Origin of the sequence: Paenibacillus cineris (assembly GCF_018333335.1) — a bacterium.
Taxonomy (GTDB): domain Bacteria; phylum Bacillota; class Bacilli; order Paenibacillales; family Paenibacillaceae; genus Paenibacillus_AQ; species Paenibacillus_AQ favisporus.
This window is the reverse complement of the sequence record NZ_BORU01000002.1, coordinates 552,944-578,923: the sequence shown is the minus strand read 5'-3', so window position 1 is coordinate 578,923 and position 25,980 is coordinate 552,944. Positions and strand designations below refer to the sequence as shown.

29 protein-coding genes and 1 riboswitch are annotated in these 25,980 nt (G+C 52.2%); of the genes, 9 read left to right on the top strand and 20 right to left on the bottom strand.

Annotated elements, in window-relative coordinates; all coding sequences use genetic code 11:
- Positions 1 to 510 precede the first annotated feature (510 nt).
- From KI379_RS23465 to KI379_RS23455, 3 genes are all read left to right on the top strand, one after another.
- A complete protein-coding gene (locus KI379_RS23465) occupies positions 511 to 1,077 on the top strand; it encodes a class I SAM-dependent methyltransferase (RefSeq protein ID WP_212985042.1) in 567 nt (188 codons plus the stop codon).
- A gap of 124 nt (positions 1,078 to 1,201) precedes the next feature.
- Positions 1,202 to 1,882, top strand: a complete 681-nt coding sequence (locus KI379_RS23460; protein WP_212985041.1) for a response regulator transcription factor — start codon at positions 1,202 to 1,204, stop codon at positions 1,880 to 1,882.
- Entirely contained in the window at positions 1,875 to 2,969 is a 1,095-nt protein-coding gene (locus KI379_RS23455) for a sensor histidine kinase (protein ID WP_212985040.1), read from the top strand. The genes KI379_RS23460 and KI379_RS23455 overlap by 8 nt, the downstream gene beginning before the upstream one ends.
- 127 nt (positions 2,970 to 3,096) lie before the next feature.
- Here KI379_RS23455 and KI379_RS23450 read toward each other — a convergent pair whose 3' ends face one another.
- The 16 genes from KI379_RS23450 to KI379_RS23375 form a co-directional block, all read right to left on the bottom strand.
- Positions 3,097 to 4,302, bottom strand: coding sequence for a TraB/GumN family protein (locus KI379_RS23450; RefSeq protein WP_212985039.1), 1,206 nt, complete (start codon positions 4,300 to 4,302; stop codon positions 3,097 to 3,099).
- Positions 4,303 to 4,340: 38 nt separating this feature from the next.
- Positions 4,341 to 4,523, bottom strand: coding sequence for a hypothetical protein (locus KI379_RS23445; RefSeq protein WP_076172887.1), 183 nt, complete (start codon positions 4,521 to 4,523; stop codon positions 4,341 to 4,343).
- A 34-nt stretch (positions 4,524 to 4,557) separates the two neighbouring features.
- Positions 4,558 to 5,847, bottom strand: coding sequence for an ABC transporter permease (locus KI379_RS23440; RefSeq protein ID WP_212985038.1), 1,290 nt, complete (start codon positions 5,845 to 5,847; stop codon positions 4,558 to 4,560).
- Positions 5,840 to 6,742, bottom strand: a complete 903-nt coding sequence (locus KI379_RS23435; protein WP_212985037.1) for an ABC transporter ATP-binding protein — start codon at positions 6,740 to 6,742, stop codon at positions 5,840 to 5,842. The genes KI379_RS23440 and KI379_RS23435 overlap by 8 nt, the downstream gene beginning before the upstream one ends.
- Positions 6,720 to 7,658, bottom strand: coding sequence for an ABC transporter ATP-binding protein (locus KI379_RS23430; RefSeq protein ID WP_212985036.1), 939 nt, complete (start codon positions 7,656 to 7,658; stop codon positions 6,720 to 6,722). The genes KI379_RS23435 and KI379_RS23430 overlap by 23 nt, the downstream gene beginning before the upstream one ends.
- On the bottom strand, positions 7,659 to 8,069 hold the full coding sequence (locus KI379_RS23425) for a GntR family transcriptional regulator (RefSeq protein ID WP_116232716.1): 411 nt from the start codon (positions 8,067 to 8,069) through the stop codon (positions 7,659 to 7,661). It abuts the gene before it with no gap.
- 52 nt (positions 8,070 to 8,121) lie between these two features.
- Positions 8,122 to 8,838, bottom strand: a complete 717-nt coding sequence (locus KI379_RS23420) for a hypothetical protein (protein ID WP_179232069.1) — start codon at positions 8,836 to 8,838, stop codon at positions 8,122 to 8,124.
- Positions 8,839 to 9,045: 207 nt separating this feature from the next.
- Positions 9,046 to 9,990 carry a DUF4850 domain-containing protein gene (locus KI379_RS23415; protein WP_167372892.1) on the bottom strand — a complete coding sequence of 315 codons (945 nt, stop codon included), beginning with the start codon at positions 9,988 to 9,990 and terminating at the stop codon, positions 9,046 to 9,048.
- 403 nt (positions 9,991 to 10,393) lie between these two features.
- Positions 10,394 to 10,858: a DUF420 domain-containing protein gene (locus tag KI379_RS23410; protein ID WP_116232719.1), complete on the bottom strand. Its 465-nt coding sequence runs from the start codon at positions 10,856 to 10,858 to the stop codon at positions 10,394 to 10,396.
- Between the two features lie 28 nt (positions 10,859 to 10,886).
- On the bottom strand, positions 10,887 to 11,801 hold the full coding sequence (gene ctaG, locus KI379_RS23405) for a cytochrome c oxidase assembly factor CtaG (RefSeq protein WP_212985035.1): 915 nt from the start codon (positions 11,799 to 11,801) through the stop codon (positions 10,887 to 10,889).
- Between the two features lie 98 nt (positions 11,802 to 11,899).
- Positions 11,900 to 12,220 carry a cytochrome C oxidase subunit IV family protein gene (locus tag KI379_RS23400; RefSeq protein WP_076172878.1) on the bottom strand — a complete coding sequence of 107 codons (321 nt, stop codon included), beginning with the start codon at positions 12,218 to 12,220 and terminating at the stop codon, positions 11,900 to 11,902.
- Positions 12,221 to 12,224: 4 nt separating this feature from the next.
- Positions 12,225 to 12,851: a cytochrome (ubi)quinol oxidase subunit III gene (locus tag KI379_RS23395; protein WP_116232721.1), complete on the bottom strand. Its 627-nt coding sequence runs from the start codon at positions 12,849 to 12,851 to the stop codon at positions 12,225 to 12,227.
- A complete protein-coding gene (gene ctaD / locus KI379_RS23390) occupies positions 12,848 to 14,698 on the bottom strand; it encodes a cytochrome c oxidase subunit I (protein ID WP_076172975.1) in 1,851 nt (616 codons plus the stop codon). Before ctaD ends, KI379_RS23395 begins: the two co-directional genes overlap by 4 nt.
- Before the next feature lie 73 nt (positions 14,699 to 14,771).
- The gene (coxB, locus tag KI379_RS23385) at positions 14,772 to 15,815 is read right to left on the bottom strand and encodes a cytochrome c oxidase subunit II (RefSeq protein ID WP_076172876.1); all 1,044 of its coding nucleotides are present in this window, start codon (positions 15,813 to 15,815) and stop codon (positions 14,772 to 14,774) included.
- Positions 15,816 to 16,229: 414 nt separating this feature from the next.
- A complete protein-coding gene (map, locus tag KI379_RS23380; RefSeq protein WP_089550406.1) occupies positions 16,230 to 16,982 on the bottom strand; it encodes a type I methionyl aminopeptidase in 753 nt (250 codons plus the stop codon).
- Positions 16,983 to 17,204: 222 nt separating this feature from the next.
- Positions 17,205 to 17,393 (bottom strand): hypothetical protein, encoded by a 189-nt coding sequence (locus tag KI379_RS23375; RefSeq protein ID WP_036651115.1) that lies wholly within the window; start codon positions 17,391 to 17,393, stop codon positions 17,205 to 17,207.
- Between the two features lie 381 nt (positions 17,394 to 17,774).
- On the opposite strand from KI379_RS23375, the gene KI379_RS23370 reads away from it, so the two are divergent.
- From KI379_RS23370 to KI379_RS23355, 4 genes are all read left to right on the top strand, one after another.
- Positions 17,775 to 18,794, top strand: coding sequence for a serine hydrolase domain-containing protein (locus KI379_RS23370; RefSeq protein ID WP_089549092.1), 1,020 nt, complete (start codon positions 17,775 to 17,777; stop codon positions 18,792 to 18,794).
- Between the two features lie 94 nt (positions 18,795 to 18,888).
- A complete protein-coding gene (locus KI379_RS23365) occupies positions 18,889 to 19,182 on the top strand; it encodes a transposase (protein WP_076172873.1) in 294 nt (97 codons plus the stop codon).
- A gap of 171 nt (positions 19,183 to 19,353) precedes the next feature.
- Positions 19,354 to 19,692, top strand: a complete 339-nt coding sequence (locus tag KI379_RS23360; RefSeq protein ID WP_076172872.1) for a DUF4870 domain-containing protein — start codon at positions 19,354 to 19,356, stop codon at positions 19,690 to 19,692.
- A gap of 141 nt (positions 19,693 to 19,833) precedes the next feature.
- Positions 19,834 to 20,742, top strand: coding sequence for a diacylglycerol/lipid kinase family protein (locus tag KI379_RS23355; RefSeq protein WP_089549093.1), 909 nt, complete (start codon positions 19,834 to 19,836; stop codon positions 20,740 to 20,742).
- Between the two features lie 90 nt (positions 20,743 to 20,832).
- Here the strand turns inward: KI379_RS23355 and KI379_RS23350 are convergent, their stop codons facing one another.
- Both KI379_RS23350 and KI379_RS23345 read right to left on the bottom strand, forming a co-directional pair.
- Complete coding sequence (locus KI379_RS23350; protein ID WP_212985034.1) at positions 20,833 to 22,191, bottom strand: nucleobase:cation symporter-2 family protein; 1,359 nt, start codon at positions 22,189 to 22,191, stop codon at positions 20,833 to 20,835.
- 38 nt (positions 22,192 to 22,229) lie between these two features.
- Complete coding sequence (locus tag KI379_RS23345; protein ID WP_076172869.1) at positions 22,230 to 22,808, bottom strand: xanthine phosphoribosyltransferase; 579 nt, start codon at positions 22,806 to 22,808, stop codon at positions 22,230 to 22,232.
- A gap of 127 nt (positions 22,809 to 22,935) precedes the next feature.
- Positions 22,936 to 23,035: riboswitch (purine riboswitch) on the bottom strand.
- A gap of 170 nt (positions 23,036 to 23,205) precedes the next feature.
- Between KI379_RS23345 and mscL the strand changes: the two genes are divergently transcribed.
- Complete coding sequence (gene mscL / locus KI379_RS23340; RefSeq protein ID WP_212985033.1) at positions 23,206 to 23,697, top strand: large conductance mechanosensitive channel protein MscL; 492 nt, start codon at positions 23,206 to 23,208, stop codon at positions 23,695 to 23,697.
- A gap of 129 nt (positions 23,698 to 23,826) precedes the next feature.
- Here mscL and KI379_RS23335 read toward each other — a convergent pair whose 3' ends face one another.
- Positions 23,827 to 24,132, bottom strand: coding sequence for a hypothetical protein (locus tag KI379_RS23335; protein ID WP_076172867.1), 306 nt, complete (start codon positions 24,130 to 24,132; stop codon positions 23,827 to 23,829).
- A gap of 133 nt (positions 24,133 to 24,265) precedes the next feature.
- Between KI379_RS23335 and KI379_RS23330 the strand changes: the two genes are divergently transcribed.
- Positions 24,266 to 24,901, top strand: a complete 636-nt coding sequence (locus tag KI379_RS23330) for an NUDIX hydrolase (RefSeq protein WP_212985032.1) — start codon at positions 24,266 to 24,268, stop codon at positions 24,899 to 24,901.
- A 138-nt stretch (positions 24,902 to 25,039) separates the two neighbouring features.
- Here the strand turns inward: KI379_RS23330 and KI379_RS23325 are convergent, their stop codons facing one another.
- Positions 25,040 to 25,900, bottom strand: coding sequence for a TrmB family transcriptional regulator (locus KI379_RS23325; RefSeq protein WP_212985031.1), 861 nt, complete (start codon positions 25,898 to 25,900; stop codon positions 25,040 to 25,042).
- Positions 25,901 to 25,980: the final 80 nt, after the last annotated feature.

Here is a 25,980-nt window from a genome sequence, read left to right as displayed (position 1 = left end):
AGGTTCACTTCCGGCAAACAAGTGTCTGCTTACACGAAGAATGCCATTACTATTACTGCAGATAGTATTATAATTTATTTCATTGCACTTATATTTAATGGTATTTATATAAAAAGCTATTTAGCTGCCCTATCAATATCCGTTTTTTATCATATTATAGAATGGATTTTAACTTGGATTTCTCATTATTTAAAAAAGAGGAAGAATACACCCATGAATTAATACATGTTTTTAAAATGGAATTCAAGTATTTCCCAGGTTTATGTTTGTCAGTTCATGTTTCCATAGAAAGAACAACGCTTACACCCTTAGTTCGGTACCCTTCCGGATCAAGGGTTATTTGTTTTCCTGCCTTCGCCCTCTATGCAATCTTCAGATTTTCTTTAGATTTCCCCCCATAAAGTCCTCAGATTTTTTCGTTATGATGTTTCATGCCAACAACAAGCGATACAGCTTGATGAATCATGACTTCTCATAACTGTCCGATCACTTTATTGGGGGGAACACCGCTTGAACATCAATGAACATCTGCTATTTTTACAGGGATTCTTTAAAGAGTCCAAACGGGTAGGGAGCGTCATCCCGAGTTCCCGCTTCCTTGCCGCTAAAATGGTTCAGTCCGTGCCCTGGAACGAGGTAAAGGCTGTTGCGGAACTCGGATCAGGTACAGGCGCGATCACACGTTTCATAAAGCCGCAGTTACATGAATCGGCAAAAGTGTTATTGTTCGAAAGAGATAAAAAGATGAGAAATCATTTAAGGATCAAGTACCCGGATTTCCCGTGTTATTCGAATGCCTGCCAGCTCGTTAAAATCATCCATCAAGAAGGCATCGGCCAGCTTGACTGTATTATCAGCGGATTACCCTTTTTTAATTTCACGAGTGAAATGCGCGAAACCTTACTTCATCAAATGGTTGAAGCGCTAAAACCAGGAGGCGTCTTTGTCGCTTTCCAGTACTCCCTGCAAATGAAAAAGCAGTTTGCCAAGGCATTCACCATTGAAAACATCGAGTTTGTCCCCCTCAACTTCCCTCCGGCTTTTGTTTACACCTGCCGCAAAAAGGAGATGCTGTAAAACATCTTGGCGCCGGATCAGCTTGGAAATTGGTTTCGGCCAACCCGTTATGTAGAATAAATATGGGCCGCAAATGTTGAACGGCTGTACCACCCGTAATCCGAAAATAAAGGAGCAGCATCCCATGAACACTGTGCTTATCGTAGACGACGATCCGGAAATTCGAGACGTCATCCACGTGTATTTACGCAATGAAGGATACCATGTTCTAGAGGCGGCAGATGGTCTGGAAGCGCTGAGTATCATCCAAACAACCCCGGTTCATCTGGTCATCCTGGATGTGATGATGCCGCGAATGGATGGGATTAAAGCTTGCATGAAAATCAGGGAAATATCCAGCACCCCCATTATCATGCTGTCGGCCAAAGAAGAAGATATCGATAAAATTACGGGGCTGACGACCGGAGCGGATGATTACATGGTCAAGCCCTTTAATCCGCTGGAATTGCTTGCACGGGTCAAAGCTCAACTGCGGCGGCAGTCCTTAATCGGAAAAGAGGAGTTTCATTCTCTGATCATCCTTAAAGACCTTGTCATCGATAAGGCTAAGCATGCCGTCACCTTAAAAGGGAACCCCATTTCGCTGACTCCTCTGGAGTTTTCCATTCTGGAGCTGCTCGCGACTCATCCTGGGCAGGTATTCAGCTCCGAGAAGATTTACGAAAGCGTCTGGAAAGAGCCCTACGGCTATTCGGACAATACCGTGATGGTTCATATTCGCAATCTACGGGAGAAGATAGAGGATCGCCCAAGAGAGCCAAAATATATTAAAACCGTTTGGGGAGTTGGCTATAAAATTGAATGAACACGTAAAAGAGCCAAAAAGAAAGAAAAAGATCCAGATCCATATTTTAATCCAAATGGTGCTCAGTTTGATCATCGCTACGGCCATAAACGATCTGTGCATTGTATTATTCTTAAAGATATTGAAATGGAACATTCTCCGAGATATCTTTCCTTACTTTCTTACTCCCCTCTTTTTTATCATCTTTATCCTTACCTTTTTTATGTTGACACGGCGGATCGTAAAAGACCTCGTTCATCTGGAACACGGACTGCAAATGATCTCTGAGGGCGATTTAAATTATCGAGTAGATGTGAAGCGAAAAGACGAGCTCGGAAGGGTTGCGCACAACATCAATTTGATGGCGCAGCGTTTACAGCAGCAGATTGAAAAGGAACGGGAACTGGAGAACTCCAAAATGGAGATGATCACGGGAATTTCCCACGACTTGCGTACGCCGCTTACGAGCATTATCGGCTATATCGAGCTTTTAAGAACAAATTCCTTCCAGGATCAAGACGAGTACACGCGGTTTGTGCAAAACACTTATAACAAGGCTGTACATTTAAAAAAACTGCTCGATGATCTGTTTGAATATACCCGGCTGACCTCAACTGAGCCTCGCCTCGACTTAAAGCCGATCGACGTGCTTCAGCTTCTCGATCAGCTGCTTTTTGAATTTGAGCCGATTGCCCAGGAGAATGAAATCACCATCGTGAAAGAGATTGACAGTTCTCCTGCTATTACCCTCATTGACAGTGAAAAGATAGCCAGAGCCATCGATAATCTGCTGATGAACGCCTTGAAATACTCGGAAAAACCGGGGACCGTGCGCGTCATGATGAAGTCGGATCATCGGCATATCATCATTGAAATCGAAAATAAAGGAACCCCCCTTACGGAAGAGCAGGAACATAAACTCTTCGAACGTTTTTATAAAGTAGACCATTCCCGAAGCAGTGAAGGCATTCAATCCGGCGCCGGTCTTGGCCTTTCCATTGCCCGGAACATTGTGGAGCTGCACGGAGGAGCCTTGACGCTCCAGCATAGGAATCGATTGTTTACCTTTCATCTGACACTGCCTTTAAGGGATAACACAGATGAATAGGTCCATTAGGTATATAAAAAAACTTAAGCCTGTAGGGACGCAGGAGTCCCCGGCTTAAGTTTTTTCTTTTCCAGACTAACCGGCTAACCGGCAATGCCGCCGCAATGAAACACGCATTACAGGATGATTATTTACGTACAACCGTATAACCTTTATCCTCCAGCAGTTTAATCACGCCATGTTCACCCAGATAGTGGGCTGCGCCGACGACGATGAAGTACTCCGCTTTCTTGTCGCTTTTCAGGTATCCGTCGATTTTATCGGCCATGCCGATGTTGCGGTCGATCAGCATCGCTTTGTTATACTCCGCGTCTCCTGCCATGCTGTTCGTCAGTTCCAGCAGCGCCTTTTCGTCCCCTTTTTTCCACATGTCCGCCATTTGGTCAACGCCGTCGTCCAGGACGTCGAAATTGTCCAGTGCTGCATTGAGGTTCTTCTCCTGCAGTTCTTTGGAGAACTGATCGAACATGCTCAGCTGGGACTCGTAGGATTCCAGCTTCACAATCGGAATTTTGCGCTCCAGCGCCTTTTGAATGAAGTACAGGTCAATGCCTTCCGTTGCCTCGTATCCGGCCATGACCGATTTCAGGCTGCTGATGGTCGTCTCCACGACCCATGGTTTGAAGGCATCCAGTGCATCCCGTTTCATTCCGTTTTGCTCCAGAATGTCCCCCACTTTTGCATAGGTATCCTTGGACACATGGTCCTTCAGCGTCGTGCCGTCCTGGTACATGCCCAGCTTCATGATCATGTTCTGCTGCTCTTCGTCGGCTGCCTTGCTGAGGTCAATCTCAACGCCCAAATAATCGGCTTCGGCAAAGGCCTGCTCGAATTCCGGGCGAAGCGGGTAGAAGCTGTCGTCCGCAATATGCATGGACCCTACCAGGTACACCGTGTTCCCGTTATTTTGCACTTCCCACATGAAGCCGCGGCCGGCTTCCTTCGTTGCTTTCGAGAGCAGGAATACCGTGCGGGTTGCCGGATCCCAATAGACCGTGTAACCGGCGGCTTCACCAATGGTCCGGACCGGCACGTAAGTCACGCCGTCAACCTGTTTCGTCTTGCTGCTCAGCGTGATCTTCTGATCACCCTGAGCGGCATGAATGGTTCCGTTCTCTACATCGGTCAGCTTTACGTTTAGCGCTTCGAGCGTCGTACGCAGCGGAACCAGCGTAGTGCCCTGATCGACAATAGGCGCACTCGTGGCAAAATCGATGGTCTTGTTATTGACTTTGAGTTCCGGCGCAAGCGGAGCAGCCATGGCCGGAGCCGCCGTAGCGAGCATTCCTGCAGAAATCATAAGAGATAAGAGCGTTCGTTTCCAACTTTTCATTCAGAAATTCCCCTTATTGTAGTTTATAGACTGGGCTGTTACTGCTCTGCCGTCTTCCGCGGCATCTTGATCAGCGCCAGCAGCGTACAGCCCATTCCCGCCCCAGTCAGCAGGCCGTCCGCAAAGTCGTTTAATGCCACACCCGTATGCTTCAGGGTCAGCGGACCGACGATCAGCAGCATGCCTGCCGAGATGACGTATGGAAAAGCTTTTTTACTCATGCCGATTCTCTCCTTATCAAGTTAGAATCCGTGCCTAAATCTTGTAAGCTTTCATGGCCTTGCGCAGCTCTTTGATGGATGGGCGCTTGCCGTACATCAGGACGCCGGTGCGGTAGATTTTCGCGGACAGCCATCCAAAAAACAGAATGGACACCAGCAGCAAAACGAGCGATATGAGGATCTGCCAGGTCGGCACCGTCCCCATCCCGATCCGCACGAGCATCGCGGTAGGAGCGGTGAACGGAATGAAGCTCGTCACCTTGATCAGCATGCTGCCCGATGCAGTAATGCTGAACAGTCCGATGTAGAACGAGGCCAGACCCAGCATCGTAATCGGCATTACGGCTTGGCCGAGATCCTCGGTACGGCTGACAATCGATCCGATGGCCGCGTACAGCACCGCATACAGGAAGTAACCCAAGATATAGAACACCAGTCCGTAGAGCAGCACCGGCAGGTTAATATCCGAGATGCTCAGGCTGTATCCTTGCAGAATGTCCTGGTTATGCGGCAGCATCAGATTCGCCCCGACCACGACGCCAAACACTGCAATTTGCACGATCCCGACCAGGAAAATACCGATCACTTTCCCGAACATCTGGGCCAGCGGCGAAACGCTGGTGATGAGGATTTCCATGATCCGCGAGCTTTTCTCCGACGTTACTTCGGCTGCGATCATATTGCCTGTCATCATATTGGAGGTAAAGAACAGAATCAGCAGCACATAAACGACCACATAGTTCATGGCTTTCTGCATGTCTTCGCGGTGGGTGTCTCCCCCCGCCTCCGTCTTACCCTCCGCGTTAATCCGCACCGTATCGAGCTTCACCGGTTCGTTCAGAGCGGCGATCTGCTCCGCGGTCAGCGCGTCCTTGGCGATTACAGTCGTTTTGACCGTCTGCAGCGCGGGCATCAGAAAGCTGTTGATTCCCTGCCCCATGCCGTCTTCACCGCCGGTGAAGGTGACAGCAGGAAATGCCCCTTCCCCGCCGTCAAAAGAGAGGTACCCCTCGATCTTCCCGTCCTCCAGGTCCTTTTTCGCCTGATCCGGAGCGGTCCCTTCGTATTTGACGAACGTATAGTCCTTATTGCCGGACTGCGCGGCATACTTCTCCAGTTCCGCGGCAATGACCGGCTGCGAGCCGTAGAGAATTCCGATCTGCTCGGCCTTGGATGCGTCGTCACCCTTGATCAGCTTAATGATATAAGGCACGTTCATGCCGATCGTAATGAGTAGTGCAAGAATCAGAGTAGTAATCAGAAAAGATTTCGTTCTGGCTTTATTTTTAAACGTAAAGCCGATAATCGTCCCAAGCTTATTCATGCGAATCACCCACCTCTTGAATAAAGATTTGGTTCAGCGTCGGCTCCTTGATTTCAAAGCGCTCCACCGTGGTTTCCTGCATCGCTTTCTGCAGAATGGCCTGTGCCGTTTCCGGCGCAGCGATCCGGATGTGGTATCCCCGATCGATGCGTTCCACTGCCGTCACTCCCGGGATCGCATCCAGGCCGCTGACATCGCCTATCGTATGAAGCAGCACTTCCTCACGCGGATAACGGCTCTTGATATCCCGGATATTTCCCTGAACGACCGTATTGGATTTGTGCAAAATCGTAATGCGCTGGCACAGCTCTTCGACATGCTCCATCCGGTGCGTGGAAAATAGAATGCTGGTTCCCTCGTCCCGCAGTTCCTTGACGGTTGCCTTCAGCAGTTCAACGTTGACCGGGTCCAGTCCGCTGAACGCCTCATCCAAAATGACGATTTGCGGCTTGTGCACGATGGCGGCGATAAAGCCCATTTTCTGCTGATTGCCCTTAGACAGCTCCTCGATCCGCTTATCGTAATACTCCGGAACGTCAAAGCGTTCCAGCCAGTAGCGCAGGCTCTTATCCGCGTCTTGCTGTGACATGCCCCGAAGACGGGCCAGATAGACGATCTGCTCGCTGACCTTGATTTTCGGATACAGCCCTCTTTCTTCCGGCAGGTATCCCATGATTTGCTGAAGCCCCGCATGATAGGGCTTGCCGTTGTACAGAATCTCTCCCCCATCCGGATAAATCAGGCCAAGCACCATACGCATCGTCGTCGTTTTGCCGGCACCGTTCGCCCCAAGCAGCCCGTAAATTTCTCCTCTCCCGACCTCCAGCGAGATTTGGTTGACTGCGGTTTTGTCTCCGTATTGTTTGACCACGTTAACTAGTTTTAAAGGTTCCATGTGTCTGCTCCTCCCCCTCCTGCACGCCGGCAGGCTTATAACCTTGCACCCACAACGTTAAAATCTCGTCCAGCTCCAAAGCCCGTGTCTTCAGCACGTTGATACCTGAATCGTACAGGATCTGTTCCAGCTCACGGCAGGACGTCGTCACCACACGCGTAACGCCATGGGATTCCTGCTGCGTCTGCACCATGTTCGGCAGTTCTTCCAGATCGGCCTCGGGGCATCCTGCCCACACTTCCTTCCAGTTATCCAGCAGACTGTCCTTCTCCGCCATCCCCATCCACTTGCCGTGGTGAATCAGCATGACGTAGTCCGCCAGCCTTTTCACCTCATCAATGATGTGCGTGGACAGTACAATCGTCGTATCTTCGTTCTGCAGGCATTCCCTTAGCACCTCGATCATCATTTTCCAGGCAAAAGGGTCCAGACCCGACGATGGTTCATCCAGCAGCAGCAGTTTCGGATGCGGCGCAAGAGCGGCGGCGATTTCGTATTTGCGGCGCTCCCCCTTGGACATTTTGCGCAGCCTCGTCGCTTTCGGTACCTGGAACAGATCGCACAGCTTTTCAAAATAAGGCTGATCCCATTCCGGATACCAGTACGCCCGAAAGGCGGCGGCTTCCTCGGCGGTCAGGTTATCCTCCTCCAGGTTGGATTTTTCCGCCACATACCCGATCTGTCTGCGCACTTCCATAGGAATGCCTTTACTGTAAGCGTGGCCGAACCAGGAAATGCGCCCCGAATCCGGAAACACCGTCTGCAGCAGCATGTGGATCAGCGTGCTCTTGCCGGAGCCGTTCTCGCCAATCAACCCGTACACATAGCCTCTCGGCAGGACCAGGTCGATCGGTCCGATCGTTTTATGCCGTCTCTGCTTGGTCACGCCTTCCATTCGTATGATGGGCTGTTCCATCTACGCCTCACCTTCTCCCTTCTCCGGATGGTACTTTCTTTTCAGTATCGATAAAAACAGCTCCCTCAGCTCATCTTCCTCGCATTTGACGGACATCCCGACATCCACCGCATGGCTGAGCGCCTCTTCTACCGCCTCCCGCCGGAATACTTCACGCTGTGAAGTACCAACCTTGGCGACAAATGTGCCGGTTCCCTGCTTTGTGCGCAGAAGTCCTTCGCTCTCCAGATCCTGATACACTCTTCGAACCGTAATTACGCTGCAGTTCAGCCCGTTGGCAAACTCTCTAATTGACGGCAAAAGGGTTCCCTCCTCGATCTGTCCGCTGATGATCAGCGATCTTAATTGGGATTCGATTTGATGATAGAGCGGTTCAGCGCTGTTCTCATTCACTTGTATAGGTATCCACACCTTTCGCACCTCACCTTGCTATACTCGTCAATCCTCTTATTGGTTTCAAAGCTTACACCAGATCTCTAGATTCCAGCTTGCGGAGCGTTCCGATTGAGCACAGCACGAGGCTGATGACTCCGGCCAGCAGCATCCCCCACATCGCCGGCGATAGCAGGCTCCATTGTTTGGATACCTCCACCGTGTACACCAGCAGGTTCCCTCCCGCCGCATAAACGACTGCCGCTGCCACTACGGAGCCAACGAGGAAAATGAGGGTCGATAGCAGATAAGCTTTGCCATGATTGGAAAACTCAAAATAGATATAGGGTCCAGTCATCATAAGCCCGTAACCGATCCATGTCAGCGCAAAAGCCAGGTAATGGTCAAACCGCATATGATCCAGCAAGGTCCCCTGCACGATATACATAATCACGAAGAAAATGATGCCGTTCGCGGCAAAGGCTAACACCGATTGCATCACCCGGTATACCAGGACCACGCCGTTAGAGATCGGTAGCACCCGGAAGAATGCCAGCATTCGCGTATAGGAATCTTCCGTTAAATACTTGAAGGATCTTCGGGAAAAGTAAAACCCCAGCATCGGAACTAACATCAGCAGGATGAAATCAGCTACCGGACCAAGAGATCGTGCCTCTTCGCGCCCCAGCATCATGACCCCTGTAGTTCCTCCCATGTAGGCAGCAAATATGATCGACCACAGGAGGTACCTTTTCTCGCTGCGCAGATCCTTTCGTACCATCATCCAAGCGTCTTTTATGGTGTTCAACAACAATCGCCCTCGCTTTTTCCGTAATCCATAAGGGTGTATATACAGCACAGGTTCACTGTGCTTATTCACCACTCAGTGTGTATACTGTGTATATGTTTATACACAGTATACAGTGTGCTTACCGGAGATGCAACGGCGAAATGAAAATATTAACAAAAAAACAGCACCCATTGTCGGGTGCCGCTTGAAGCCGTGCATATTGAGTTAGGAAACGCTTGGAATTCCCAAGTATGGCTGAACCGAAAGATCGGCGGCAACGGAACTCGGAAAGCGTGCAAAGAAATCCAGCATGACGTTCGCCATATCCAAATCCTCCGGCGGAACGCTGATTTCGTAACGGGTAAACATCGCATCCTGGGGTTCATGGCGCTCAAACGCAGCGCCGACCGTCTTATAAGCCGTGCTGCCCGGTGGTAAAACATACGTAACGACATGGTTCCGAACGTAAGCATGATGCAGGAACTTCATCGTCTTCCCGGGAAAGCCCTTTTCTTCGGCCCAATTCTTTAATGCCGTGAAATAGGAACCGATTAACGCAATGTTGCAGCCCTGACAGGGGCCGCCGTCCAAGTAAACGGCCCTGCGGTCCGGGTGCTGCGGATCAGCAAGCTCAAGGCCCACCGATCCGTTGGCTCCGGTATCGGCCCGGACGACTTCCCAGTGTTTCGGGGCGAGGAGCAGATGCCCCCAGGTTCCGGAAGAATCGCTTAACCAGAACGCTCCCAGATCCGACAGAATCTTCTCCGGGATGACGGTATCGATCTTCACCTGCAGCGGGCTTGCCGGCTGCATCATGGGTGTGTCTCCGACATGATATTTCCCTTCGATGCAGTACAGCGGGATTTGATCATCCTGCGGCTTTCGAGCGCCATGTCTCAGCTTCATCACGCCGCATTGAACGCGGCTTGGTTTGAAGCCAGCTTCCTGCTGCTGGCCGGTGGTTCCTCCGCCGGGACTGCCGGTCCCTTGACCCCCTGCCGGATCCCTGTCTGTTCCGCCGGCCTGGGCTGTATGGTCACCGTCGGTCACAGCCGGTATGTATTTCGGGATGAGCGAAGTGGTAAACATGACAATGAAGCCGCAAAAGAGCAGCATGATGAAGACCCACACCATTTTTTTACTATGTATAAAATTCCTTCTTCGCCTCATGTCATCCCCATACCTTCTCTTAGCTTCGTTCATTGAACCTTATATATGAATAACGTTTGAAGAAGCACAAAAGTTTCCGCTAGATTGAATGAAACTAAAGAAATAATTGTTATAGGGCCGTATGGGACCGTTATGACAAGAAGTTCAATGCATAACTCTGGTTCAATCTATATATCTCGTCTTTCTAAAACTTTTTAACCATTTTAACAGTACCTGACGCCAGTATCCTAAACAATGCAATACAGCACTTCGGAACTGGCATCCGGCAAAGAAAACTTGGCGTTATTTCACCCTATTAAACAAACACGAAAAACCTTGGCTTTCCAGCAGAATCAGCCGCTTTTCATAAAAAAAGCCCAGCGGATTAATCCGCCGGACTTTCTTATTACCCGATCCACTCGGGTTATGCTCCCAAAATAACATCCCATACCGGCTTCGTATGCCCGCCAGGATACAGGACGTACAGCAGCACGTAAACCACAACACCGGTGATGGCTGTGACAAACCAAATACTTGCCGTAACCCGGCCCCATTTCCGATGCTTCGCAAACCTTTCCCGGAATGCCAGAACCAGCGTTGTAATCCCGAATACCGCGGCAACCGTCGCCAGAACGATATGGAAGATCAGGAAGATCTGATAGTAGATCTTCATTTCGTCCGAGCCGCCCCATGAGGTGTTGCCGACAAAGGCTGTTCTGGACACGTAAATAATGAAAAACAGCAGCGCTGCGATCGCGCCCCAGATCATCACTTTTTTATGGGCGTCCCGTTTGCCTTGAACGATCAAGGCCCATCCGATGGCCACCAGAATCGCACTGATGACGATGAATGAAGTGCTGATCGTAGGGAACAGCGTATACAAATCCATGAAAATCCTCCTTAACGCTTAGACCAACTCATGCCCGGTTCAAAGAACCGTCAGAAAGATCGGTTGGAATGATATCGTCGTCATCCTCTTTATTTTCGCTCTTGTACCAGCGGAAGAATACCCTCGCCAGCATCGAAGCGAATATAAATTCCTGAATGAACTTCATGACGATGCCGCCCAGTTGTTGGTCGACCTTGGTGCTCAGCCCATAGAAAAAGCTTGGTCCGCCGAAAGTCTGCAGCAGAGCCGACGTATCGCCCGATACGCAGTATCCCATCGCTTTGGCCCACGTATTGGGATCGCTGTAGGTCGCATACATCGGTTGCGTTGAGAAAATGATCAGGCCGCAAGCAGGCGTCAGCAGCACCATGTTCAGAAAAATAAACCCGATCTTCGCAAGGCCCGATGCCTGGTCTTTCTCCGGCAGCGGATTAATGAGCGTCCACCACATAAGCGCGGCAGCGATGAACAAAACAATATAGTACAGCCGGTGCACCGCAAAATGCAGCATGACATAGTCGTGGATCGCAGGGATATGGTAGAACGAAAACAATCCGTTAAATACGACAGCTGCGACCACCGGCTTGGCCAGAAAACCTAGCTTTTTGAACGGGTTGATCCGGTCAAAAGCACGCCACAGCCAGGTTGGAATCCCCAGCATAATAAGCGGCGTAGCCACCAGGTAAGACAACGCCATCGATGTCATGTGGAACGTAAACATAATGTGGCCCAGCAGACTCACCGGTCCGCCCTGAGCGAGATACAGGAAGAACATACCGCTGACGAACATGATCTTTTTGCCGATCGATACGGGCTCGGCATCCGCGAACTTCTCACTGAGCGGGCCGATGACAACAAAATACGCGGCCGTTACCAGCAGCATAAACGCCAGAAACATCGGACTGAACAAGGCGGCAAAGCTAAAATATTCTAACCCCAGCATATGAAAACCTCCTCCCGCCGGGCGGAATTTCTGTCGATATTGTGACACCTTGATGCCATTTAAAAAAAGAGGGGGCATCCGGCCCGCCTCTTTTTATTTTACCACCAAACCCAATACAATGCTGTGACGATCGCAGTAAATGCGACAAAGGCGCCACCGCACATGAAGATAATCGGCATCAAATGTCCTTTATCCTTCAAGTGCATCCAGTATCCCAACTGAACCAGTGCCTGCAGCACCGCCATCACGACGAGAAGTATAACCGTGAAGGCGACGTTCACCCCGCCAGCCATAACCGAAGCAAAAGCGATGGCGGTCAGGATAATGGAGAAAATAAATACGATGACATGCTTTTGCGGTCCTTCATGACGATGACCGTGTTTTACCGTATCATCTTGATGCTGTTCAACCGTAGTCATAATCTTAGCCCACCTTTCCAAGCAGGTAAACGACCGAGAAGATGAAGACCCATACGACGTCGATAAAGTGCCAGTACATGGCCGACACGTAAACCTTCGGAGCCGTTACGACCGTTAACCCCTTTTTGTACAGCTGGCCGATCAGAATACCGATCCAGCATACACCGAATGCAACGTGAGCTCCGTGGAAACCGACCAGCGTGTAGAACGCCGAACTGAAGGCACTTGTCGTCATGCCGAATTTCTCGGCGGTGACATACTCGTGGAACTCGTAAATCTCGAGGCCAAGGAAGCCAAGGCCCAGAATAACCGTAATGATCAACCACAATCTGAGTGCAGCTGCTTTGTGACGGTGCAACGCCTGTACGGCGAATACACTCGTCAAACTGCTGACAAGCAGGATCAACGTGGCTGCAGCCGTCGTTGGCAGCGAGAAGAGCTCATGGGCTGTCGGGCCGTCATTGGTCTGGTTGCGAAGCGCCAGGAACGTGGCGAACAGGGTACCGAAGAGCACGGACTCTCCGCCAAGGAAGAGCCAGAAGCCAAGCACTTTGTTGCGGCCTTCCAGGGTTGCTTTCTCCGGTTCATGCGGCAATGAGCCGTTTACCGATTCTGCGTGTGCCGATGTCATGCTTTAACCCCCTCTTCTTCCAGTTCTTCCGGTTCGATATGCCAGCCATGATCGTCAAACAGCGAACGAAGCAGCATCGATCCGAACGTAATGACAAGTCCGATGATGACGACGATCCAGTTGTTGAAGATCATGCTCATAAAGGAATTGTTGAATTTCTCACTGCTGAACATCAGTCCGAGACCGGCGATGAAAATACCGACGGACATTACAAAAGGCAAAATCGTTGGCGAAGGCATATGGATGGATCCCAGCGGTTCTGCAGGAGTCATCTCTTTGTTGCCTGCCATTTTTTCTTTCCAGTAAGCATCAAGTCCGCGTACCAGCGGGATTTGTTTAAAGTTGTACTCAGGAGGCGGCGATGGAATCGCCCATTCGAGCGTACGTCCGTCTTCCCAAGGATCGTTGGCCACGCCTTTTGGCTTGGCGGCTGTTATAAAGCAGTTGAACAAGAACAGCAGAACGCCGACAGCCATCAGGAACGCCCCGACCGTACTTACCAAGTTCAGTGTATCGAAGTCCTGGTTAGGCAGATACGTAAAGATACGGCGCTGCATCCCCATGAGTCCGAGGAAATGCTGTACGAAGAATGTCAAATGGAAGCCGATTGCAAAGAACCAGAACGTCCATTTACCAATCGTTTCGTTGAGTACGCGGCCGAACATTTTAGGCCACCAGTAGTGCAGACCAGCAAAGAGACCGAATACCAGACCACCTACGATGACGTAGTGGAAGTGGGCAACGACGAAGTAAGTATCATGGAACTGGTAGTCCGCAGGCGCGGATGCCAGCATGACCCCGGTAACACCACCCATGACGAATGTAGGAACGAAACCAATCGCAAACAGGTTTGCGCTCGTAAAGCGGATCTGTCCGCCCCACATGGTAAAGAGCCAGTTGAAAATCTTGATCCCCGTAGGAACGGCAATCAGCATTGTCGCGATCGAGAACAGCGCGTTCGCAATCGGTCCGAGACCGGTTGTGAACATGTGGTGAGCCCAAACCATGAAGCCCAGGAAGGCGATCAGGATGGTCGCGAACACCATCGAGCTGTAACCGAAAAGACGTTTGCGTGCAAAAGTCGGAATAACTTCAGAAATAACCCCGAAAGCAGGCAAAATGAGAATATATACTTCAGGGTGACCAAAGATCCAGAAAATATGCTGCCAAAGAACGGGGTTACCGCCATTGGATACTTCAAAGAAATTCGCTCCCAAAATACGGTCAAATGAGAGCAGTACCAGACCTACCGTAATGGCAGGGAAAGCAAACAGGATCATCGCGGAAGTAATGAAAGATGTCCAGGTGAACATCGGCATCCGCATAAAAGACATTCCCGGTGCGCGCATCGTAATGATCGTCGCCAGGAAGTTGATGCCGCCGATCAGTGTACCGAGACCGGCGATCTGGAGACCGACCGTATAGAAGTCGACACCGTGCGTTGTACTGTACGTTGAAGTCGACAACGGCGTATAGGCCGTCCAGCCGGCGTCAGGCGCGCCGCCCATAATCCAGCTCAGGTTCAGCAGGATTCCGCCGAACAGGAACGTCCAGAAGCCAAGTGCGTTGACGAATGGGAAAGCGACGTCACGGGCGCCGATTTGCAGCGGAATTACCGCATTCATCAATGCAAAGATCACTGGCATGACACCAAGGAAGATCATGGTCGTTCCGTGCATCGTGATCAATTCGTTAAAGGTTTGCGCTGATACTAAATCATTCATAGGCTTAATCAATTGCAGACGGATCAGCAAGGCTTCCACGCCGCCAAATCCGAAGAACAAGCCGCCTGCAAGCAAATACAGGATGGCTATCTTCTTGTGGTCCACGGTGGTGAGCCAGTCCATCAAGCCCGTATGACGCTTGACACTGTGAGCATGAGCCAAGGTTGGTACCCCCTCTTATTCAATCTTGCTGTTACTAGTAATTCAATTTATAGTTGGCCAAGTAATCGGCAATACCATCGATTTGTTCGTCAGTCAGACCGAGATCCTTCGGATTAGGCATCTTGTTGCCTGGTTTAACGGCTTGTGGATCCATGAGCCATTCTTTCAGGTTCTCTTTGACTGGTTTCCCGCCATCTTGGCCTTCGTTCAGCAAGATACCTGCAACCGATTCACGGGAACCGATGCCGGTAAGGTTAGGGCCTACAGGTCCACCTTGGTCGCCAACAGCATGGCAGGACAAGCATTGTTTCTTGAAGGTTTCTGCCAAAGCCGGATCTTCAGGAAGCACAGCCGGTGCCTTCATGGCAGTTACCCAGTTATTGAAGGAATCGCCGTTAACCGCTTTAACCTTGAATTCCATGAAACCGTGGGAAGGTCCGCAGAGCTCCGCACATTTACCACGGTAAACGCCTTCTTTATCGGCGCTGAAGCTGAATCTGTTAATGGTACCATCCGGGTTGGTATCCATCTTACCCGAGAGCGAAGGAACCCAGAACGAGTGGAGTACATCCGCCGTTTTCAGCTCAAACGCAATCTTCTTCCCAGTCGGAATGACCAGGGTTTGGGCCGTTTTCACACCGTACTGCGGATACTCGAACTCCCACCAGTATTGGTGCGACGTAACCTTAACCTGTACGGCGTCCTTATCATTGTAATGATCGTCACCGAAAGCAAAGATCTGCTGTACGGTAGGAACAGCCAAAATAATAACCAGAACGAGCGGAATCACTGTCCAGATGATTTCCAGCTTGAAGTTGCCTTCAACTTGTTCAGGCACACCGTTCTGCCCTTTTCTTCTGCGGAACTTCACAAGCACGTATGCCGCAATCGCGAAAACGATTACGAGTACCACAATCATAATTGAGATTGCGAGCTTCATCAATCCCAGCTGTTCTTGAGCCACCGGTCCCTGTGGTCTCAGAACCGACAAGTCCTCGCGGCCGCACCCGGCTAAAAGCAGAGAAAATACTGCGAGCAAGGGAAGAAGTCGCTTTACAGCCTGCCACCGTTTCATCATTGATCTACCCCACTTTTTCCATTTTCGCAGGCTCCGCTGAAAGCACATTCAACGGCCATCCACCTGCACTATCACGAATGATTTGCTACTGTCAATTAAAACAATCACCTATTAAATATAAGTTTCCAGTACTATTTTGTCAATGTTTCCAACCTAGTTCACAAATTGTTCGAAAAGTGCCGAAAGTCGCGCCACAAAAGCTTTTGCAATCGTTTTCAGCGGGTTTACATCCCGCTTGCCAGCCCCTTTACGTGCAACCCGGTCCATCCTCCTTCGTATACCCAAGTTTCAACGATTACATTCATTTTTACCTGTTCTGGAATTTTTGAATCGTCAAATTCAAACAAAAAAGAACCTGCGGACAGGTTCTTTTTGTCGATCGAAATATGACAAATTGTGGCGAATCCTTCCGGGTCACTGCTGCGTTAATATCAACGGGCCTTCCCGGGTGACGGCAACCGTATGCTCAAACTGCACACCCCTGCTTCCGTCCGCCGTTTGCACGCTCCAGCCGTCATCATTCCAGAGCACCGCCCCCGAAGGCCCGAGGGTAAAAATCGGCTCGATGGTGATGACCAGTCCTTCAACAAGCTTCAGCCCCTCGTGACGATTCCCAAACGCCGGCACGTCCGGCGGCTCATGCAGCGACCGGCCGATGCCGTGGCCTACCAATGGCTTGACGATGCCGTATCGGCTCCGTCTGGCCACCTTCTCCAACGCATAGCCGATATCTCCGATCGTGTTGCCCGCGACGGCCTGCGCGATGCCTTTATACAGCGCCTTTTCGGTGCGCTTCAACAAACGCTCCAGCGGTTTGCTGACCCTGCCGACGGGATAACTCCATCCGGAGTCGGCCAGCCAGCCGTCTTTGTTGACGACGATGTCGATGGTGACCACGTCCCCTTCCGCCAAGGGAACCTCGTCGGGAAAGCCGTGGCATACGGTATCGTTCACCGAAGCACATGTGGCGTAAGGATATCCTTTAAACCCCTTCTGTTCAGGAACGGCTCCCTGCCTGGCCAAATATTCCTCAACCCAGTCGTTGATCTGCATTGTCGTTATGCCCGGCGTGATTTTGTCCGCAACTCCCCGATGACAGGACGAAAGGATGCGTCCTGCTTCCTGCATGTATCCGATCTCTTCCCTGCTCTTCAGCGTAATCTCCAAGCGCCGCACGTCCTTTCCGATGCTAAAGAATGATGAATCAGACCGTGGTTTAGTATATGCCCGGAGCCATGCAGGCAGGTACAGGAAATACAAAAAACCGTATCCCGCGCAGGTTCCGCGGAATACGGTCATGTTATCAGGCTGTTCTTCAGCTTCATCGTAATCGTGTCCAAATCTTCAACTGCAATTCAATAAGCGATACGCTCGTTACGGCCAGCTTTGTCAGGAAACAGACGAATTCATCCGCCCTAACTCATGTTCCACAACCGAGGTTAATTCCTCTTCGTATCCCCCCATAATATGATATTTCCGGACGTACTCCTTAACAAACTTCTTCGGATCCTTGGGCCGGAAAATTCGTGTCATCTCGCGCAGACTTTCTTTAACTTCATTGTGACCTTTCGTTGCCATGATAGTTCCCTCCCAAAACACTTGAATGGATTGCTCCAGTTTGAGAATGCCGAAAAGACCTTACCTGACATCTGTGAAGTCGTCATTTGCAGTTATAGGTTTGGGCTGAACGCTCCCGGCTGCCGCTAAAGGTATCTGACACTAAGAATACCCTAAGAGGATGTTATTGAATCACTCCCTTCATTGTATCATATTCTAATGCCGAAAACAGCTTTCCAAAAAAATGTAAGGAATTACTTTTTTTCGAGTGCAGTCCTGCCGGATCAAAGTACTTTCCAGACTGCCCGTTTATTTGGATATCGGCATTTCGGGTTAAGTTAATGATACCGGTCAACCATCGCCCGTACCGGAGAACGATCCAGAAGAGAGGAGCCGGTCCCAATGAATCGTCCCGTTCTGCTGTTATCCTCCCCGCCGCTTCACACGCCTGCCTTCCCCACCTCCTCGCCGGAGCAGGAAGTCGTCAGGCCTGAACCGCTTGAAGAGGCACACGCCCAGATCTTGAGGCGTTATCCGAAAATGCGCAGCTTTCTCGTCGTCAGACACGGCAGGCTTATTTATGAACGGTACTATAATGAAGCAGGACCCGGCACCCTGCATGATCTCCGCTCGGCGACAAAGAGCATCACGTCCACCCTCGCAGGGATTGCAGTGAGCAGACGAGAGCTTCCCGGCCTGGACGAACCGCTGATGCCTTATCTGCGGGACTATGCGCGGAAAACGACCGACCCGCTCTTAGAGGAGGTGCTGACGCTTCGGCGCCTGCTTACAATGTCGACGGGGTTCCGCTGGCAGACGGGCAAAACGCTCGGCGAACCGTTGATCCACCGATTTCACCGTAGCCGTGCCTGGACATCGTTCGCCCTCTCGCTGCCGGTAGATGCGCACATGGCCAGCGTCTTCCAATACAGAAGCATCGATTCGCACCTGATCTCGGTGCTGATCTCGGAATGCTGCGGCACGGATGCATACAGCTACGCCCGCCAGCATCTGTTCGGACCGCTCGGGATCGAGTATGCCGCCTGGTCTTCCAGCCCCGAAGGCCATACGATGGGTCATATCGGCTTGTATCTGACCGCCCGTGACATGGCCAAGTTCGGTCTGTGCTGCCTGAATAAAGGCCTGTGGCAGAACCGCCCGGTCATTCCCGAAGCATGGCTCGAACAGGCGCTGACCCGGCAGCTCGACGGTTACCCCGCCTTTGGCGACTACGGATATCAGTGGTGGACAGGCCGGATGTGCGGTCAGCCGTTCAGCTGTGCCCATGGTCACGGCGGGCAGCAAATTTACCTTTTTCCAGAGCTGGATGCGGTAGTGGTGTTCACTGCGGACAGCAAGGTCAGCCGCTGGAGAAACCCGCGGTCCCTCCTTCAGCAGCATATTCTCGGCAGCATGGAATGATTAGGCCCGGCGGGATAATCCGCTCCCGGTCCGGGTAACTTAAATGAGAATCAGTTCGTTGAAGGATTTCCTATGGAACGAAGGAGGACTTGTCATGACTAATGAAGATAAACGCATGCTGCCGATTTCCCACGATAAAGTTGAGGTCGACGGCGTATATACCAACGAAGCGGGCAGAGAGGAAGTGCTTCACCGGGGCGACGAGTTCCCGGCTGACCTGATTTTAGGCTCGACGGAGTGGAAGCTGAGCGAATTTACATTCGATAACCATCATGAGGGCCGTACGGACCCGCGCCTGGTTCCCAAAGAAAACGACACCAACAAACGCGAGAAAATCGTCGGCCCGCGGCGCCAGTTCGGCCAAGGCGGCCACGGAGGCCAGGCATGAGAGCAGCTCCACTCGCTTAATGCTCTCTTTTATAAATGGACAGAGTGGATTACTAAGGGCATCCTGCTACCTGAACCCCAGGCGGCCGGGTGCCTTTTTCACTGCTCATAACTTGTCTCCGGGGTTCATATGATAGAAGACAATCCTGCCGTATAGAAGGAGTGGTCTATCTTGTCCCCTTTCAAATCATCCACCGGTCTGCCGGAAAATATGGCCGCCACGCTCTGCTACCTGTTCGCTTTTGTCGGAGGCATCGTCTTCCTTGCCGTTGAGAAGCGCAGCCGCTTCGTCCTCTTTCATGCCTTACAGTCCGTTCTGACTTTTGGCGCGATTATGATCGCCCACATTCTGTCCGGCCTGATCCCGCTGATCGGCCCGGTTATTGCCGCCCTGCTGTCCATCCTGACGCTTGTCGTGTGGGTGGTCATGCTGTTTACGTCCCTGCAGGGAAAATGGCTGAAGCTCCCCTGGATCGGCGACATCGCGGAAAAGCAGCTGCGGCACCTGTAATATGCCCCATCACTAAGCTAGCCCTATCAATATGCCCCATCTAATGCAGCATAGATACTGCCCGACTAAACCGTTCCCTTTTCGGTCCGGACTTCTTACAATAAGAATGAAGGGTTTACGTTGGCGTTGGGGGAAAAAGTAATGTACTTATTTATCATTAATCCAAAGTCCGGCAACGGCAGGAGCCTCCGTACCTGGAAACGGGTGCGCGAGGCTCTCGATTTGAAAAAGACTGCATACGCAACGCTGTTGACTGCTAGTGCGGAGGAAGTTGATGCGATGGTGACGGAAACGCTGGATCAGCACGACAGCTGGAACGCTATCGTCGTCATCGGCGGCGACGGCACGATCCACAGCCTCCTGCCGTTATTGAAGCGGACCGGCATCCCGCTCGGGGTAATTCCTGCCGGTTCAGGCAACGACACCGCCCGGGGGTTTGGCATTCCCCGCGATCCGCTCGCCGCGCTGGAGCTCATTCTTACCGGCAGCGCCCGAGCGGCCGATCTCATCTCGGTCGCGGGCGTGCCCGTCATGACGGCGGTGGCCGCCGGCTTCGATGCGCAGGTGAGCGAGAACGTGAACGGCAGCCGATACAAAAAGATTTGCAACGCCGTCGGTGCCGGGCGCCTCGCTTACGTCATCGGCGTTCTGCATACGCTGGTCACGTTCAAGCCGGGTCCCGTAAGCGTGACCTGCGGCGGCCAGACGGTCAGCTATCCGTCAGCCTGGCTGACCGCGGTCAGCAATGTGCCCAGCTACGGCGGCGGACTGCTCATCAATCCGCAGGCGAAGGTGGATGACGGCATGCTGGACGTCTGCGTAGTGCACGATTGCTCCCGGCTGCAGCTGCTGTTCCTGTTCCCGACGGTCCTGAAGGGAGCGCATGTGAAGCTGCCGATCGTGACCCTCTTTCGCGGAGACACGGTCGGCATCAGGTTTGACCGCCCGCGCCTGGCGCAGGGCGACGGCGAAGACGTGTCCGCCCTCCCGATGGATTTCCGGGCGGATCCTGGCGCCATCCGGGTATTCTCGGCGCTTTCTGATATCTAAAAGAAAACCGTCTATCGACGCACAATCAAAAGGCCCGCCCCGTGTTCTTACGGGGCGGGCCTTTTGAACTTCTATTTTATTTAGAGGAATTTAGGCCGCATGCTCATTCGGGGCGGCTTCTCCCTTTTCCGCTGAGGAGACCCCGCCTTTAAAACCGTTGAACATCAAATTCAGAACAATCGCCGTCACGCTGCCGGCCACGATGCCGTTATCCACAAGGATGCGGAGATCTTCCGGGATGGCCTTGAACAGGTCCGGCACCACACTGACACCCAGCCCCATACCGACGGAGCAGGCGATAACGAACAGATTTTCAAAGCGGTTCAGGTCAACCTGTCCGCCCAGCATACGGATGCCGGAGGAGACGACCATCCCGAACAGGGCGACCATCGCCCCGCCGAGCACGGATGTCGGCACCAGTTGGGTCAGCGCCGCAATTTTCGGCACAAATCCGATCACGATCAGCAGGCCGCCGGCCACGACGATGACATCGCGCGTCTTGACGCGGCTCATTTGAACCAGACCGACGTTTTGCGAGTACGTGGTGTAGGGGAAGGAATTGAAAATCCCGCCGAGCACGATCGCCAAGCCTTCGGCACGGTACCCGCGGGCCAGGTCTTTGGAGGAAATGTCTTTATCTACAATTTTGCAAAGCGCCATAAAGACGCCCGTGGACTCCGCCACACTGACGATCGCCACCAGAATCATGGTCAGGATCGAGGAGGCATGGAACGTCGGCTTTCCAAAGTTAAACGGCTTGACCGCATGGAACCAGCCGGCTTCCTTCAGCGGCCCCAAATCCACATGGCCGAAAATCGCCGCGGCGACCGTTCCGGCGATCAGGCCGATCAGCACCGAGATGGAACGCAGAAATCCGGTAGCAAAACGGTTCATTAAAATGATAAAGATCAATACGCCGAAGCCGAGGCACAAATTCAGCGGACTGCCGAAATCCTCGGCACCCTGGCCGCCGCCCAAATCGTTCAGCGCGACCGGGATGAGCGTCACCCCGATAATCGTGACGACCGAACCGGTGACCACCGGCGGGAACAGCTTGATCAGCTTGCCGAATATCCCTGAGAACAGAACAACGAAAATCCCCGACGCGATGATCGCGCCGTAAATGGCCGAGACCCCGTCCTTGAGACCGATAGCGATCATCGGCGATACCGCCTGGAACGCACAGCCCAGCATGACCGGCAGCCCGATGCCGAAGAAACGGTTGCCCCATACCTGAAGCAGTGTAGCCACGCCGCAGGCCAGCAGGTCGATCGAGATCAGGTAGGTTAACTGTTCGGTCGTAAAGTCCAGGGCTCCTCCTACAATTAGGGGTACGAGGACTGCACCGGCGTACATCGCAAGCACATGCTGAATCCCGAGCGAAAAGGTTTTAAGCGGATGGCGTTTGCCTGAAAATTGAGTCGTGTCAGCCTGATGATTCTGTTCCATGCCGGTTTCATTCCTCCCGTGTATTGTTTATAAATGAGCTAGTCTTGATCTGCAAAAGTCACTTTGCCGTCATCCAGCGCTGCCACGCGGACCAGCGACTCGACGCGGTAGCCGGCTTCCTTCAGGAGCCGCCCGCCAGGCTGGAACGCCTTCTCGATCACGATGCCGATTCCGGCAACGGTCGCGCCCGCCTGCTCCACGATCCGGGCCAGTCCAAAGGCCGCTTCGCCGTTCGCCAGAAAGTCGTCGATGATCAGCACCCGGTCCCCCGGCTGGATGAACTTTTTGGCCACCGTAATTTCGTTCGTTTCCTGCTTGGTGAAGGAGTATACTTTTTCCACGAAAATATCGTCACGAAGCGTCAATGACTTCTGCTTTCTTGCAAAGATCATCGGCACTTCCAGCTCCAAGGCGGTCATAATTCCGGGGGCAATCCCGGACGATTCGATCGTAAGCACCCGGTTCACGGCCTCCCCGGCAAACCGGCGCGTAAACTCGCGGCCGACTTCCTTCATCAGAACAGGATCCATCTGATGGTTCAGGAACGAATCCACCTTCAGCACCTGATTGCTGAGCACGATCCCTTCATCCAGTACTTTCTGCTTAAGTAATTGCAACTTGCTTCCCCCTTTGATGACGTTCCATTTCTCTGTAAAAATACAAAAAAAGCCCGTCTCTTCCCCTGCCTTGATCGGCGGAAACAGACGGACTCAGGACAAACTCAAACATTCCGGACAAGCGCCCGAAACATATCGTTCATCCCGTAGTCCGATCATTCCGGTGATCGGGTAGAGACATGCAGGCCGATTCCTGCACATATACGAGAAACCTATATTCATTTATAGACTGATGAAATGACAATGCATGAAGTATAACGCATAATGGGCTGAAAAATAAAGAGGTATTTGATGGACAATTTGAAAACATTTCAGAAACAAATACCAGTTTCAATGTTACAATGCCCTATAGAAAATCTGCTAGAATAGATGCATGACACTCAGGAGGTTTGGTGAAATGAAAGGATTTATTCATGAGTTTAAAGAATTTGCAGTACGCGGCAACGTGATCGATCTGGCTGTCGGGGTCATCATAGGGGGAGCATTCGGGAAAATCGTCTCCTCGATTGTGAGCGACATTATTATGCCGCCGATCGGGGTGCTTCTTGGCGGTGTGAACTTCTCCGATCTCATTATCCGCCTGAACGGAAAAACCATGCCGGACGGCAGCAAGGTGAACACGCTCGCGGAGGCGAAAGAGGTCGGAGCACCCGTCATTGCTTACGGGCAGTTTCTGAACACGGTGATCGATTTTCTGATTATCTCGTTCTGTATTTTTCTGCTCGTTAAGGGCATCAACTGGATCAAAAACCGGGAGCATGAAAAGCCCGAGCCGGAGAAAACGACCAAAGAGTGCCCGTACTGCCTGTCGGAAATTCCTGCAGCAGCTACACGCTGTGCGCACTGCACCTCTGTACTGGATACCGATCCCGAGCCGCAGCAGGCTTGAGGGAGCTCATTCAAGCAGAGAGACTGAACCGAGCCGACTTGATGGAGAGCTTGCTCTCCTGATGGTTTGCAGGTGTTATCCTTTTCTATAAAAAAGACCGCCAGCCCCTTTCGGAATTCACTTCCGGAATCAGAGGCCGAGCGGTCCTTTTGGCATCAGCGTGCTGATGACGTTTTTCAAATCACGGTCTTCCGTGTACTTCTCTTTTCCGGTGTCCAGCTCCGTGATCCGAATCGACGTATACCCCGCGCCCGGATCGAGCGGAACAAATTGCAGCTGCTCCCGTTCGGATGCCCTCACGTTATATTTCATGTCCTTAAACATCTGAATAAGCTGGTCTTCGGTGGGGTGTCCGTCCTCTCCCGTCCAGATCAAGCCTCGCAGCTGCTTGTTCCCTTCCGGATATTTGACCTCAAACCGTACGATGCATTCCATCAATGCTCCCTCCTTTCTCTGTTCATGATCAAAACGCTATACTTAAAAGCTTATTTTCAGCAGCCTTCTCCAGTCTTGCTACTTTTCCGGTAATCCTCCATAATTCAAAAATATGAATGGAGGTTTTCGCCACATGAAGAAAGAGTTCTTCGACATTTATAACGACGACCACGAGTGGATCGGCACCGCTCCGCGCGAAGAGGTTCATGCCAAGGGTTATCTCCACCATACGTTCCACTGCTGGATCGTGCGCGATACGCCGGATGGACGTAAGATTCTATTCCAGAAGCGCCAGATTTCCAAAGACACCTTCCCGGGTTATTACGATATTACCGCAGCCGGACATCTGGCGGCTGGAGAAACCGTCGCCGATGCAGTCCGGGAGCTCGAGGAAGAACTCGGCGTGACCGTCAGCCTGGACCAGCTGATCCCGCTCGGAACCGCCGATTACGAGAATCGGGGGACAGCCGGGGGAAAGGCTTTTATCGACAGGGAGAGATGCTTCATCTTCGGCGCCAAGCTGGATCTGCCGTTAGCCGCCTACCGGCTTCAGGCCGAGGAACTGACTGGTCTCTACGAAGCCGGCCTGGACGATGCCCTGAAACTGGCGAATGGCGAGATCGGGGAGATGGAGGCAACCGGCATCCTTTCGGAACCGCGGCCTGCTTCCGACGCCGAAAGCTTTGCGTGTACAGTGAGCTTACAGCAATTTGTACCGCATAACAGTGATTATTATCACACCGTTTTTATGAAGCTGCGCGAACTGTAACGGGATTAGCACATCCCCAAACCCCGAAATCCCGGTGCGGCAGCTCCGTTGCAGAGAATCGTTCACGCCATGAACCATCTAACGCCGGACTTCACTAGACAAAACGGGTCCCGTCTCAACGGTACCCGTTTTCGCGCTTTATACTTCCTCCGAATCCTCAGGACCGTCAAAATCCCCAATGACTTCCGAGTCAGCCTCGCGCGGATCGACTTCCACATACTTGCGGTAAATCCGCTCGTAAGCCGGACCGTACCGCTCCGCCAGCTCACCGCCCAAGTCCTGCTCCACCTCGTAGAGCACCATTTCCTGTGTAAAATGGTGAAGCAGCAGTTCCACCATCACAGGATGCTCGGTGACCAGCGCCTGCGTCGCGCAATCCTCCCCGCGCATGCCCAGCATGCACCAGCGGCGGTCAATGACGAAGGAGAACTTGCGGCCTTTTAAGGCATGCCGGTCCCCTGCGTCCTGATTCCACGCCGGCCAGGGAAGCAGCCGCTCCATGCCCGTATCGCTGCCGATACAGGACCAGAGCAGCTTCACCCCCCGCTGCTCGGCCTGCTCCAGCTCGCTGCGCATCAAAGCCGCTTCCTCGCGCCAAACGTCGACGACGATTTCGTGCTCCGCCCGCTCGAGCTCTCGGGCCAGCGCCTCCATAACGTTCCGGTCCCCTTCCACGTTGTAGAAGGGCTGCTGATCCGGCTCCACCCGCGGCATCCGGTTCTCGATGAACGAAAGCGATTCCTTCATCTGCCCGGCGATCATCCGGGTGAGCTCCTCCGTCTTCAGCATGCTGTAGCGGACCGGATCCCCTTCGCTGCGGTGCAGGTATCCCTGCTGGCATAACCGCTGCAGCGTAGAGTACACATTGGAACGGGACACGCCCAGCCCCTTGGCCACCTCATATCCGGAGGACGGGCCCTTGCCCGCCAGCTCCACCATTATTTTCGCTTCCATCTCCGTGAATCCCAGATTCCGCAGATGATGTAGCAGTTGTTCCATTACGTTTTGTCCTCCCAAAGCTGCCTAAAACCGCTGCCCGCCAAAAAAGCTTCTATTAAGCGTAATCGTGTTTGTTTCTC

Coding starts and splice junctions, on each gene's coding strand:
- KI379_RS23375 (WP_036651115.1), bottom strand. CDS start 17,393: ATGGCAACGAAAGGTCACAATGAAGTTAAAGAAAGTCTGCGCGAGATG.
- ctaG (WP_212985035.1), bottom strand. CDS start 11,801: ATGCTGGGGTTAGAATATTTTAGCTTTGCCGCCTTGTTCAGTCCGATG.
- KI379_RS23445 (WP_076172887.1), bottom strand. CDS start 4,523: ATGAGTAAAAAAGCTTTTCCATACGTCATCTCGGCAGGCATGCTGCTG.
- coxB (WP_076172876.1), bottom strand. CDS start 15,815: ATGATGAAACGGTGGCAGGCTGTAAAGCGACTTCTTCCCTTGCTCGCA.
- KI379_RS23355 (WP_089549093.1), top strand. CDS start 19,834: ATGTACTTATTTATCATTAATCCAAAGTCCGGCAACGGCAGGAGCCTC.
- KI379_RS23440 (WP_212985038.1), bottom strand. CDS start 5,847: ATGAATAAGCTTGGGACGATTATCGGCTTTACGTTTAAAAATAAAGCC.
- KI379_RS23410 (WP_116232719.1), bottom strand. CDS start 10,858: ATGGATTTGTATACGCTGTTCCCTACGATCAGCACTTCATTCATCGTC.
- KI379_RS23370 (WP_089549092.1), top strand. CDS start 17,775: ATGAATCGTCCCGTTCTGCTGTTATCCTCCCCGCCGCTTCACACGCCT.
- KI379_RS23395 (WP_116232721.1), bottom strand. CDS start 12,851: ATGACATCGGCACACGCAGAATCGGTAAACGGCTCATTGCCGCATGAA.
- KI379_RS23415 (WP_167372892.1), bottom strand. CDS start 9,990: ATGAGGCGAAGAAGGAATTTTATACATAGTAAAAAAATGGTGTGGGTC.
- KI379_RS23335 (WP_076172867.1), bottom strand. CDS start 24,132: ATGGAATGCATCGTACGGTTTGAGGTCAAATATCCGGAAGGGAACAAG.
- KI379_RS23435 (WP_212985037.1), bottom strand. CDS start 6,742: ATGGAACCTTTAAAACTAGTTAACGTGGTCAAACAATACGGAGACAAA.
- KI379_RS23400 (WP_076172878.1), bottom strand. CDS start 12,220: ATGACTACGGTTGAACAGCATCAAGATGATACGGTAAAACACGGTCAT.
- KI379_RS23350 (WP_212985034.1), bottom strand. CDS start 22,191: ATGGAACAGAATCATCAGGCTGACACGACTCAATTTTCAGGCAAACGC.
- ctaD (WP_076172975.1), bottom strand. CDS start 14,698: ATGGACTGGCTCACCACCGTGGACCACAAGAAGATAGCCATCCTGTAT.
- KI379_RS23365 (WP_076172873.1), top strand. CDS start 18,889: ATGACTAATGAAGATAAACGCATGCTGCCGATTTCCCACGATAAAGTT.
- KI379_RS23330 (WP_212985032.1), top strand. CDS start 24,266: ATGAAGAAAGAGTTCTTCGACATTTATAACGACGACCACGAGTGGATC.
- KI379_RS23325 (WP_212985031.1), bottom strand. CDS start 25,900: ATGGAACAACTGCTACATCATCTGCGGAATCTGGGATTCACGGAGATG.
- KI379_RS23450 (WP_212985039.1), bottom strand. CDS start 4,302: ATGAAAAGTTGGAAACGAACGCTCTTATCTCTTATGATTTCTGCAGGA.
- KI379_RS23460 (WP_212985041.1), top strand. CDS start 1,202: ATGAACACTGTGCTTATCGTAGACGACGATCCGGAAATTCGAGACGTC.
- KI379_RS23430 (WP_212985036.1), bottom strand. CDS start 7,658: ATGGAACAGCCCATCATACGAATGGAAGGCGTGACCAAGCAGAGACGG.
- mscL (WP_212985033.1), top strand. CDS start 23,206: ATGAAAGGATTTATTCATGAGTTTAAAGAATTTGCAGTACGCGGCAAC.